Origin of the sequence: Photobacterium chitinilyticum (assembly GCF_004104355.1) — a bacterium.
GTDB lineage: Bacteria > Pseudomonadota > Gammaproteobacteria > Enterobacterales > Vibrionaceae > Photobacterium > Photobacterium chitinilyticum.
Genome location: NZ_RJLM01000143.1, coordinates 1 through 562 on the forward strand (window position 1 = coordinate 1; position 562 = coordinate 562).

Genomic DNA, 562 nt, shown 5'->3' on the forward strand with positions numbered 1-562 from the left:
ACAACACCTTCACCTTCAGTGAGTCGGTGACGGGCTTTGCCGCGGATGACATCACCGTCAGCGGCGGCAGCAAGGGTGCCTTCACCGCCGTGAGCAGCAGCGTATACACCTTGGTGGTGACGCCGGATGCCAGTAGCAYCAGTGACATCACGGTGAATGTGGCCGCCAACGTGGCCACCGATGCGGCAGGCAACAACAACACCGCCGCGACCCAAAGCATACAGGCGGTGGACACGGCCGTACCGAGCGTGGTGATCAGCGATGACACCACCGGGACGGCGACGGGGGATGTGACCTACACCCTCACCTTCAGTGAGTCGGTGACAGGCTTTGCCGCGGATGACATCACCGTCAGCGGCGGCAGCAAGGGTAGCTTCACTGCCGCGAGTGGCAGCGTTTATACGCTAGTGGTAACACCGGATGCCAGCAGCACCGCCAACATCACGGTGAATGTGGCCGCCAATGTGGCCACCGATGCGGCAGGCAACAACAACACCGCCGCGACCCAAAGTACACAGGCAGTAGACACGGCCGTGCCGACGGTGGTGATTACCGATGACAC

The 562-nt window shown here is 62.0% G+C and carries 1 protein-coding gene; it reads left to right on the plus strand.

From position 1 onward, the window contains the following. Positions 1-562, plus strand: a 562-nt coding sequence (locus EDI28_RS27095) for an Ig-like domain-containing protein (RefSeq protein WP_199287515.1), incomplete at both ends; no start/stop codon positions are given.